8 protein-coding genes are annotated in these 10,366 nt (G+C 42.1%); 4 read left to right on the top strand and 4 right to left on the bottom strand.

Annotated features, from left to right (window positions below; all coding sequences use genetic code 11):
* Window positions 1-334: 334 nt before the first annotated feature.
* From V7L29_RS34640 to V7L29_RS34630, 3 genes are read right to left on the bottom strand one after another with little or no spacing between them, the layout of a single operon-like run.
* A complete protein-coding gene (locus V7L29_RS34640) occupies window positions 335-499 on the bottom strand; it encodes a hypothetical protein (protein ID WP_334738327.1) in 165 nt (54 codons plus the stop codon).
* Between the two features lie 9 nt (window positions 500-508).
* Window positions 509-2,431, bottom strand: coding sequence for an Hsp70 family protein (locus V7L29_RS34635; RefSeq protein WP_334738326.1), 1,923 nt, complete (start codon window positions 2,429-2,431; stop codon window positions 509-511).
* 14 nt (window positions 2,432-2,445) lie between these two features.
* On the bottom strand, window positions 2,446-3,348 hold the full coding sequence (locus V7L29_RS34630; RefSeq protein ID WP_334738325.1) for a hypothetical protein: 903 nt from the start codon (window positions 3,346-3,348) through the stop codon (window positions 2,446-2,448).
* 276 nt (window positions 3,349-3,624) lie between these two features.
* Between V7L29_RS34630 and V7L29_RS34625 the strand changes: the two genes are divergently transcribed.
* The gene (locus tag V7L29_RS34625) at window positions 3,625-4,416 is read left to right on the top strand and encodes an SAM hydrolase/SAM-dependent halogenase family protein (RefSeq protein WP_334738324.1); all 792 of its coding nucleotides are present in this window, start codon (window positions 3,625-3,627) and stop codon (window positions 4,414-4,416) included.
* A 1,216-nt stretch (window positions 4,417-5,632) separates the two neighbouring features.
* Here the strand turns inward: V7L29_RS34625 and V7L29_RS34620 are convergent.
* Window positions 5,633-6,376: a response regulator transcription factor gene (locus V7L29_RS34620; protein ID WP_334688618.1), complete on the bottom strand. Its 744-nt coding sequence runs from the start codon at window positions 6,374-6,376 to the stop codon at window positions 5,633-5,635.
* 157 nt (window positions 6,377-6,533) lie between these two features.
* Here V7L29_RS34620 and V7L29_RS34615 point away from each other — a divergent pair, with 157 nt between their 5' ends.
* The 3 genes from V7L29_RS34615 (at window position 6,534) to hetI (ending at window position 10,334) form a co-directional block, all read left to right on the top strand.
* Window positions 6,534-7,598 (top strand): YheT family hydrolase, encoded by a 1,065-nt coding sequence (locus tag V7L29_RS34615; protein WP_334738323.1) that lies wholly within the window; start codon window positions 6,534-6,536, stop codon window positions 7,596-7,598.
* 429 nt (window positions 7,599-8,027) lie between these two features.
* Window positions 8,028-9,338 (top strand): lactonase family protein, encoded by a 1,311-nt coding sequence (locus tag V7L29_RS34610; RefSeq protein ID WP_334738322.1) that lies wholly within the window; start codon window positions 8,028-8,030, stop codon window positions 9,336-9,338.
* Window positions 9,339-9,629: 291 nt separating this feature from the next.
* Window positions 9,630-10,334 (top strand): 4'-phosphopantetheinyl transferase HetI, encoded by a 705-nt coding sequence (gene hetI, locus V7L29_RS34605; RefSeq protein WP_334738321.1) that lies wholly within the window; start codon window positions 9,630-9,632, stop codon window positions 10,332-10,334.
* Window positions 10,335-10,366: the final 32 nt, after the last annotated feature.

Raw genomic sequence — 10,366 nt, 5'->3', positions numbered from 1 at the left:
GTATGACGCTCAACCGGACGCCCACTAAAAAATCGCCAAATTGGTTGGCGAGTCTTTAAGTTGACTTCAAAAGCCAAATTGTCTTGTGTCCACCCCTTATAAGCGAATGCTTTTCTGGCTTTTTGAATTCCGCTGAATGATCCCTGGAGCGATCGTTTGACCATGAGGCGAAAACCTGGTTTTAATCTTAGATTTTAAATTTTTATTAATATTTATAAAATTTTATTTTTATATATAATTACTATTCTACTCGCTAGAAGTTATATAAATTAATTAAATTTTGTAACAAATTCATACTTTATAGATTTATTATATTAAACATTTAAAACCTTAGCTAAGACTTACGGCAAATTCGAGCAATGCCACTCAAACAAGGTGGGCAAACAAATTTTGGCTTTAGTCGAATCACACGCTCATTAATGACTAACCGCGAGTAAAGATAGCTGTGGCTGGCGATCGCACGGGTCAGAATCACGTTGTCTTCTATATTTTTTAGCAAACATTACCACTATTGGATCAGAATTATACAAGATTGAACCTTGGTAGAAAGGGTTTTTTGAAGCCCTTGCTCAACTTTGCCAATCAGTTTGTCAAAAGCCTCTTGATCCGCTATCAGTTGTTCTTGAAGAACTTTCTCTAACTCAGGCTTTATTTGCTCACATATATCCTCGATTTTTCTGTCGCTCAAAAAACTAGAACGAACCCAACTAGGTACATCCACATTTGTCTTGATTACTTCTTGGACACTCTGGCGATTTAGCTCCATTCCTGCCGCCATAAGCGAAGCCCCATATACTAATGCAATAGGCCAAGTTAAATGTCCAGTTAGTATTAGAGTGATGATGCTAGCCACAGCGCCTCCACCAATTACTACATTGACGATAAACGCCACTGTCTCAGCAATGATAGCATCTCCAATTCGTAGCTCTGGGTTAACAAAATTTGGGTCAATACTATCCTCGAACCTTAAGCTGCTTCTAGGTATTTGAAACTTTCGACATATTGGATCGGTTTGTGCAGCTAAATCAGGTTGTATTTTATTGTTAAACCAAGAAGCGCATTGATTATTAATTATCTGCCCAGCAAAATCGCTTTTGAGCGACTGTTCTGCTCGGCTAATCAAAGATGTTTCCAAATCTGCTAAAGTTCGTATTTTATTTTTTTGCCAATCTTTTAAACCTGGTTTAACTGCGTTGACAATCAAGCTATTTGTCAAAGGCTTAGTTAGTGATTCGATTAACTCCGGGATATGCCTCTCAATCAAACCTTTAAGCTGATTCGAGGTAAATAGCTTGTTGACTTCTTCTTTAAAAGCAGCAGCACGCAGATCCCATCGTCCTACTCGTGCTAAACCCATTGCAATACACCGTTCCGGCTCCGGATCAGGGCGAAGCAGCGTTTCTGGTTCGGGAAACATTTCCTGACAAAGAAAGTGCGTAAACTTCATGCGAGATGCACCGCCAGTCATCAGCACAAGTTTCGGCACAATTCCAAGTTCGTCCAGCTTTTGTTTGGCCTCGGTTAAAGAGTCGCGAAACAATCGCATCCAACTATGAGGCTCCAGTTGCGGTAAGGGTTGGTTTAAGATTTCCTCCATTATCAATTTATTAACTTGGGGAATAAAATAAATCTGTTCGTTGATCGACTCGAAGCCACGCGCAAAGGATTCAGGCTCGCTGTATAGCTGTTCATTAGAAAAGTAATCTTCTTTAGCTTTGCGGCAAGCAAGTTCACAACGAGCTTGGTGATGCGGATATTCCTTAAATACTTTTTCGAGTAATGCTTTTTGCTCGTGGTTGGCGAGAGTCCGGGCAAAAATAGCTTTGTCAATTAAAGATGCACCTAAAGTATTACTCCCGAAATCTATCGGGATCTCTTCTAAGCTCTTAACTAGGGTAAAATCTGTGGTTGAAGAACCAATATCGACAATTAGCACCGATGCAACAAGTTTGTCATACTCCAGCTTCCCGGCTTCCTTGGCTTGCATGAAAGCGGCCCGCGATTCGGGTACAACATTTAGTTGGGGAATGCCAGCTTCTTGAAGTAGCTTTTGGTATTCTGAGCGATCGCTAACTGACCATCCGGAAGGGCAACCAATGTAAAAATAGCTACCTTTACCACCTTCAACTTGTTTGCTTTCTTTCAAAAGGCGGTAGTAGGTTGCCACAAAAGTGCTAATTGTTTCCCGATATTTGGGATCGTTGTTGGGTTTTTGCTTGAAAGAGATTGTCAGTTGGGTAACGCCAGCTTGAATTAAAGCTTGTTCGCCGACAAGATAACCGAGTTTGGGATGCCAACCAAGAGCTGTAATTTGGTTCTTCTTGTTATTAATCTCCAGCATCTGGGGGGGTTCGATGCTTTCCACTATAGCTTTAGCTACAGCCGTTTCACCGTGTCCCAAATCAAAACCGATTGTTTCTAAAATTTCCATACTCTTATTGTCTATTATTCTCTAGAAGAATACGCTGGCTCAATTACCCGACCGCGCCTCAGGAGGCGATCGCCTTTCAACAAAGCCGGAGTTAGAGTTACGTGATCTTTGGTATCGGGGTCGATACTTGGCTCGAAGTCAAAATACTCGCGATCGCTATGCGGGTCATTTTGTCGGTAAATTTGAGCGTTAATTCCCTGAGACATTAAAATCTGTGGCAGAAGTTTTGCCAGTTCATGAGCCATTTGGGGTTTATCGAGTTTTGATGCGCCCATTAGCCTTTGCAGAAAGTTCAATAGCTCTGGCAGTTCTTCTATTGCTAAATCGCCTTCATGTTTATTCGATTCTTCTACTCTAGCCACTGCTAGGTCGATCGTGTTGAGAGCATCGCCAAGGTGATCTAGAAATACTTTGCTATCAACCCGGAGAATAGGTTGAGGTAATTCCAATAGCTCTTGAGACATAGAATTTTGCTGATTGTTTAAGTCGAGTTGAAGCACAACTTCTAGTCCTAGAAGTAGAGAGGTTAGTAAGATAGCCATCCATGCACCTGGGGTAGTTTTAGTTAAAGAAAACAACGAACCTAAGATGCCGATAAAAATTAGTCCCTGTAGCAGTTTCAGGATTAATCTGTTGGCAAAAAACTTTGTTCCTGGGTTAGTAATTTGCTTTTGCTCTATTGGAGCAAGTTGAGAATAGTTAGCCGCCGCGAGAGTGGCGATCGACTGGCGTAGCGTATCCAGGAAAAAGGAAGCCAGACGAACTTGAGCTAGATTAAGCTTTTCAATATAAATTCTTTCGAGATGATCAAGTCGGTTGTGAACCAGCTTAACTGTCTGCTCAATGTTGGTTGTATTATCAATATCTGTCTGAAGTTGGTTGCGTTCTTCGCTAAAAAGTGAGGTTATTGTTTTCATGACGTTGACTAAGACTTTAACGTTACTAATAGGGGTGAAATGAGCAGTTGTTTGTTCATTTCACCCTGTAATCACATGATGACTGATGTAATTAACCCAAGTTGCATGGTTCTAGCATCTTTTTACTGGAAAATTACGCTCAATGTTATCTAGAAATCTTGCATATAGTTGAGATCACATCTAGACTGCTGATCAGGCAGGTTGACTGAGGCGTTTGAGAGCCATCCATTGCCTAACCATTGATTGCAAATTACTAGTTAAGGAAGGAGAAGCAAAATGTTTATCTGCGTCATTGCAGACTACGGTACAGGAGATCCGGCATTTATTGAAGTCACACAACGTCTGCTGATGGCTTTTCCCGATGCCCAAATTCATTTGCTTTCGGTTCCAGCATTCAGTACATTGGCAACGGGATTCTGGATTGCCCAACTGGGACTCAATCCAGGAAAGAGCGATCGCCTAATTTATCATAACTGTGCACCTCGTCAAGATGATCCCGAAGCCCGGCGGGATAATGAAGGTGAAGGACTAACTTATGCCCTTTTATCCAATGGTGTAAAAGTAGTGGGTGTGAATGCGGGCTACACCCTCTCCTTTATCAAAGACCATACAAAGGAGTTGCGAGTGGTCAACGTTTCTCGTGGCGGCTCACAGTTTCGCTCACGGGATGTGTTTCCTCCGGCTGCGGCTGCCATCATGGGTGGAGATTTCAGCCTTCTGGGAGATAGCCTTAAGAGTGAGCAAATTCCAGATGCTCCACCAGATCGAATTGCCTGGATTGATGGCTACGGCAACATCAAAACAACTATTGGGGCGCATACACTTAATTTGGAGCCTCAAACCAAGATCGTGATCCGAATTGGAGATGTGGTCAGTGATGCAGTCTATTCTGATGGCAGCTTCAAGGTGTCTGAAGGAACTTTAGCCTTTGCTCCTGGTAGTTCCGGTTGGTCAAAAGGCGATTCCGGAGAACCATTGCGCTTTTTAGAGTTGTTTCTGCGAGGAGGGAGTGCTTGGGAGCGCTTTGGTCGTCCCCGTGTGAATCAGCAGGTAACTCGAATTGCGTGAAATCGGGTAATTGGCTTCTGTAACCCAATTTTAGATTTTAAATTTTGGATAATGGAATTGAAAGATTCAAAATTTAAAAAGGTCTGAGAGCAAGCGAATTTAAATGCGATAGGACTTACGCATCAAGTACGAAATGTAGGGGCAATACCCTACGGGAAACCGATGCAGCGTCTACATGAATTGCCCCTACGCTAAATCAAGGCTTTCACTACCTTTTTGCGTAAGTCCTGTGCGAGAACAATTTTATTATCCAAAATCTAAAATTATTTATTCAGAGCAACTGCTTAAAGAGTGGAACGCCCAAGAGACAGGCATCGGATCAATCTATCCCTCTTCTGTCACTTTCCATAGATAAAAATCTGAAATACTTGCTGCACAAGGGTTTCAGTCTAAAGCAATGATAACGTTTATCATATTAGGAAATAAAGTCACAAACCCAGTCCCAGTCATAGTTTTAAACATTCCTTTTGATTTTTGTTTTCGGAGAGTGACAAAAGTGGGATAAAATCGAAAATCCAAAATTGTTTAACCGTGGCTGAGTGCGGGCTGGCTTTATCGAGTTACCCTGACCAAAAGCGATTAGATTTTAGAACTAACCCTTTCAAGGTGGATAAAAACTTTGGTTAAGAAATTCCTCTTTAATCTCTTGACTCTGTGTTCTCTGCGCCTGGGGCGGTTAAATAAATTACTTTTAAACCGCCCCAGGCGCAGAGGGCAAGGATTTTGCTCAAAAAATAGCCTAAATTATAAAACGGCTAAACCCTTGCTATTAAAGGATTCGGCGTTGCATAAATGCGGGAAGAATCAAGTAAACCTTTTCTCTCTACACCAGCTATAGTCAATCTTTTAGACCTTCAGACAGCAACCTTGATAACTCACCATTAAAGCCGACTAAAGGCACCCAATATGAAGCGTGCGATCGCCTACCCGCCTGCGTAGGCGTAGCCCGTCGTAGACATCGCTTACTATATTGCTATCCCAAAGTCTTATTCTCTCATCGCTTATTGTGATTAAGTCTAAGCTGTTGACATGATTTTAGACTAATACCTTTGGGATAAAATGATTTCCCTGTCGATAACAGTTGTAGAGAGGTTGCATTGCAATGTCTCTACACACCGGAAAATCTCACAAATAACCTTAACTAAACGGTAAGGAATAAGAGTTTCTAAGAGTTCTTGCCTAAGTGATAGCTTAGTTAAGGGAATTTAGCGTGATTTCATTCAACGACTGTTACCGAAGCTCCTTCATTTGATGGAGGTATACTGGGTAACTCAAGACAGTATCCAGCACCATACACTGTCTTGATATAGCGGGGGTGGCGGGGATCTGGTTCTAGCTTGGTTCTCAAGTGGCGAATATGGACTCGAATCGTTTCAATGTCGTCATCAGGATCGTAGCCCCAAACTTCTCTGAGGATTTCGCTGGGAGAAACCGTTTGACCGTGGCGTTGCAGCAAGCAGTGAAGTAGCTCAAATTCCAAGTGAGTCAATTTCACCGTTTCATTGAACCATATTGCCTCAAATCTTTCGGGAACGAGAGTGAGTGAGCCATAGTTCAAAATCTCACTATGCTTTGCTGCTTGGGGAATCCGGTCAGTACGCCGCAAAAGTGCCCGCACCCGCGCCAGCATTTCTTCTACTTCAAAAGGCTTGGTGAGGTAGTCATCTGCGCCAGCATTGAAGCCCTCCACCTTGTCCTGAGTTTGGCTTAAAGCCGTTAACATTAATACAGGAATCTCAGAGGTGCGATCATCGCGACGCAGGCGTTGGCAAACAGTAAACCCATCTACCCTGGGCAACATCAAATCGAGCATGATCAAGTCTGGTTGTAGCTGGAGAGCCAGCGCTTGACCTTTGATGCCGTCTTCGGCTTGACTAACATCGTAGCCAGCCATTTCCAAGTTGACGGCAACTAGTTCTGAAATCGCTGGGTCATCGTCTATGACAAGAATCCTCGGCATTCTTAAAAAATTATTACTACTTATTAAGGATAAATAACAACCTTTGATAGATACAAAGATTTTTGAATCGATTATGAAAAAGGTTTTAAATCTTACATAAATATTAAGATTAAATGACTGTGAAATCAAGACTCAACTACACGAAATCTTATAGTCTATGATGTGTTATACTGCCCCCTACAATCCGTCTTGGTTTTTACAAAACGGTGTAAAGATGACTGTATACACCGCTTTGTGGGGAAGACGTCACTGGGAAAGTACTATTCAATTACAAGAACCGTATTATCACGAAAAAATCTTTATTGGTGGCCAAGGTGTGCCAATTTTTGGCTTGGTTGCTATTCCTGAAAATGCTCATAGCACGATTATCGGTACTTATGGCATTACTGGAGAGTTAGAGACAGAATGGTTTTTGAGAGTGCTAGGACGTAAAGCCTATGCTCAAGGATACGCTGTGGTGTTATTTGATTGGCGTGCCCACGGTAAAACGGCCATATTGTCCCCGACTCTGACTTCCGATGGACTGTACGAGGGTGAAGATTTTGTTCGCATTGCCGCCGCTGCTAAAAAAATGGGATGTCCGGGAAAATTTTGGTTTACAGGGTATTCTTTAGGAGGGCAATTAGCGCTATGGGCGGTGAAGGTCGCTCTTGAGGTGATTAGGGAGCATGGAGATTTAAGACTAAAAGATAGCGATATTGGCGGTAGTATGGTGATTTGTCCCAGTTTGGATTCTGAGCGATCGCTATCTTATCTAGTTACAACGCCCTTCGGCAGATATTTGGAAGCAGGGATTGCACAGAATTTAAAAAAACTGGCATGGCAAATCCATGATGCCCATCCTGGAAGCATTGATCCAGCAGCGATTGAACGGGCGAACAGTATCTGGGGTTTTGATAATGAACTAGTAATTAACCGACTAGGTTTTCCTTCTGTGGAAGCATATTACCAAGCTAGTAGTCCTTTACATATATTGCCGCAAATCTCGAAACCGACTTTGATTTTATATGCTGCTGATGACCCACTTTTTGACCCAGCTATCATACCGGAATTACAAGCTGCCTGCGATCGCAATCCGGCAATAGATTTGTTACTCACTCAGTACGGCGGTCATGTTAGCTATTTGAGTAGTAAACAGTGCCAGCGCCAATTACAAGATCCTGACCCTTGGTGGGCATGGAATCGGATTTTACAGTGGTTGGAGGAAAAGCGTAATTCGTAATTTTAAGATCCGGTAATCCTATTTGAAAAAAGCGTATCTTGTCTTTACCCCTATTCTGTCTCTTTTGTAGCCATCCTTGTTACCCCGTTAGCACTCAAACTCAACATTTTCACAGCTTTTTCTCATAACTTTCTCAGTTAAAACTCAGACTAGCGTGAGTAAATAACACTTGAGCATTATGTTTGAAATGTCATACATTTCAACTCTTGCAATGGTACTGAGTTGCCTACCTCTAGCTTTTAGTAACTAATACTGACATCACTGAAAATAGTCTATTTAGAAGGAAGATCAGGAGGGCAGCTTTAAGCTGCCACGAAAATATTCCAATAAATTTTTGAGTCTTTACCGTGGGTTTAGAAAGACCAGGGCAGAAATGCCTATTCATCCTTAATCGTGTTGCAATTCCGAATTATCTATTCAGGAAAAATCATGATTCCCTTTCCAAGAAATCGATACTTAAGCATCATTTGCTTTCTGCTCGTTGGGTTTACCGCCACCCTATTGATGAGCGGATTCCTATTTCAAGCTGAAGCACAACGGCCTTATTTCAGGAATATTGTCTACACAGAAAGCAACATTCCAACTCGAAATGGTAACACTATTCTTGCCTTTGAGCAGGATGCTAATGGGAAGTTAACACCACTCCCCAATTCACCTTTTCCTACAGGAGGTGCAGGTATTGCTGACCCTACGTTTACAACATTAGGTGGTGCTTTGCTAATCGCTGATAACGATCAAAATGTGATTGTCAACCCTGAGCATACCCGGCTTTTTGCTGTCAACTCTGGCTCGAACACGATCGCTGTCTTTGACATCAAAAAAGATGGTACTCTTTCTCCTGTGTACGGTTCTCCATTCCCAAGTGGTGGGATAAACCCGGAAAGTCTAGGTCTGGCCAATGATGTACTCTATGTCATCAATAGGAACTTAGATCGAAATAATCCAACCCAAGATGCAAAAGCTTCTCAGCCAAACTATACTGGCTTTCGCGTTACTTATACAGGCCAACTCGTTCCAATTCCAAAGTCTACTGTCTCGGTTCCAAACGGCTCAAATCCCACCCAAGCACTCATCTCTCAAGACAAACGAATACTATTTGGTGCGGAATTTATAGGTGGGTCACTTCGGTCTTTTAAAATTCTCCCAAGTGGTCGTCTAAAGGAAAGTCCAAATTCACCACAATCACTTCCAGCATCAGAATTTCCTCCCTCAAGTCCACCGGCTCTTCTACTAGGACTCCAAGTCCATCCCAAACTGCCAATCTTGTACGTTGGCTTTGTGACAATTAATAAAGTAGGAGTCTACAACTACAATTCGTTTACAGGGGAACTGACCTTTGTCAAGGCTGTACCCACTTCGGGAAAAGCACCTTGCTGGCTGGTTACCAACCGAGAAGGAACTCGTCTGTACACAGCAAACACAGCTGACAACAGTGTTAGTGTATACGACCTTAGAGACGCAACGACACCAAAAGAGATTCAAAAGGTTGTACTCAAAGGAAATGGTTCTGCAACTCAGCTAACTCTGAACTCAAATGAATCGTTTCTACAAGTGGTGACTCGCCGCAATTCGCCTGATAAACTTAAAGGTAATGGGATAAATATTTTCAAGGTGAACCCAACAGATGGCACTTTAAGCGAGGAGGATACCTCACCCCTCCCAATCCCGTCAGTTAATGGTAGCTTCCCTCAAGGAATTGTTAGCCTGATTCCCAAGAGATTTGCTTATAAAGCGAAATAAAACTCTGACTTGGTAGTAAAGGTTCTGACTTTTTACGGGATGTAGAAAAGAGAAAATTAAGAAAATAAATTTTCACTCATATTAAATTAGGATAGTAGCAATACTTTCCTTTTTTTACTTAAACCAGTCACTTTGTACTTAAATATAATTTTTAACGTAGCGTAGCCCAACCTAAGCATCACACCTTTGTTGTCCGTTTTTAATCCAAAATCAAAAATATAAAATCCAAAATTGGTATAAGGTTAAGAGCAGATTCATCTGTACAATAACAATTACGAATTACGAATTATCATGAATCTCTGGTTACCTGCACCGACAGATTTAACTTTGTTACCCGATGAGATTCATGTCTGGCGCATAGACCTTGACCAACCAGAATCACAGCTGCAAAATTTAGCAGCGACTCTTTCCAGTGACGAAATGGCTCGTGCTGAACGGTTCTATTTTCAGGAACATCGGCAGCGGTTCATTGCTGGTCGTGGTATTCTCCGAACTATATTAGGTTGCTATTTGGGTATCGAGTCGTCACAAGTGCAGTTTAATTATCAACACCGTGGCAAACCAGTATTAGCAGATACATTTGCCGATAGTGGACTTGCGTTTAACTTGTCTCATTCCCAAGGGTTGGGTTTGTGTGCGGTGAATTGCACCCGCCAAATTGGTATAGACCTAGAATATATTCGCCCGATGTCTGTGGAAGCTCTTGCCAAACGGTTCTTTTTACCGAGAGAATATGAAATGTTGCGATCGCTATCTCTCAACCAACAGCAAAAAGTATTTTTCCGTTACTGGACTTGTAAGGAAGCTTATTTAAAAGCAACTGGAGATGGACTAGCTCAGTTAGAGCAAGTTGAAGTATCGCTAACTCCCACAGAACCAGCCAAGTTACAGATAACTGAAGACTGGAGTCTTTTTGAACTAGTACCTGCTAACAATTATGTTGCTGCTGTTGCTGTAGAGAATTTTGGCTGGCATTTGAAGTGTTGGCAGTATTAATACTAGTCATTAGTCATTGGGCATTGGGCGTG

The organism is Nostoc sp. (genome assembly GCF_036916575.1).
Classification (GTDB): domain Bacteria; phylum Cyanobacteriota; class Cyanobacteriia; order Cyanobacteriales; family Nostocaceae; genus Nostoc.
The sequence above is the reverse complement of the archived record's forward strand: the minus strand, read 5'-3'. Positions and strand labels throughout refer to the sequence as shown.

Coding starts and splice junctions, on each gene's coding strand:
- V7L29_RS34635 (WP_334738326.1), bottom strand. CDS start 2,431: ATGGAAATTTTAGAAACAATCGGTTTTGATTTGGGACACGGTGAAACG.
- V7L29_RS34630 (WP_334738325.1), bottom strand. CDS start 3,348: ATGAAAACAATAACCTCACTTTTTAGCGAAGAACGCAACCAACTTCAG.
- V7L29_RS34625 (WP_334738324.1), top strand. CDS start 3,625: ATGTTTATCTGCGTCATTGCAGACTACGGTACAGGAGATCCGGCATTT.
- V7L29_RS34620 (WP_334688618.1), bottom strand. CDS start 6,376: ATGCCGAGGATTCTTGTCATAGACGATGACCCAGCGATTTCAGAACTA.
- V7L29_RS34615 (WP_334738323.1), top strand. CDS start 6,534: ATGATGTGTTATACTGCCCCCTACAATCCGTCTTGGTTTTTACAAAAC.
- V7L29_RS34610 (WP_334738322.1), top strand. CDS start 8,028: ATGATTCCCTTTCCAAGAAATCGATACTTAAGCATCATTTGCTTTCTG.
- hetI (WP_334738321.1), top strand. CDS start 9,630: ATGAATCTCTGGTTACCTGCACCGACAGATTTAACTTTGTTACCCGAT.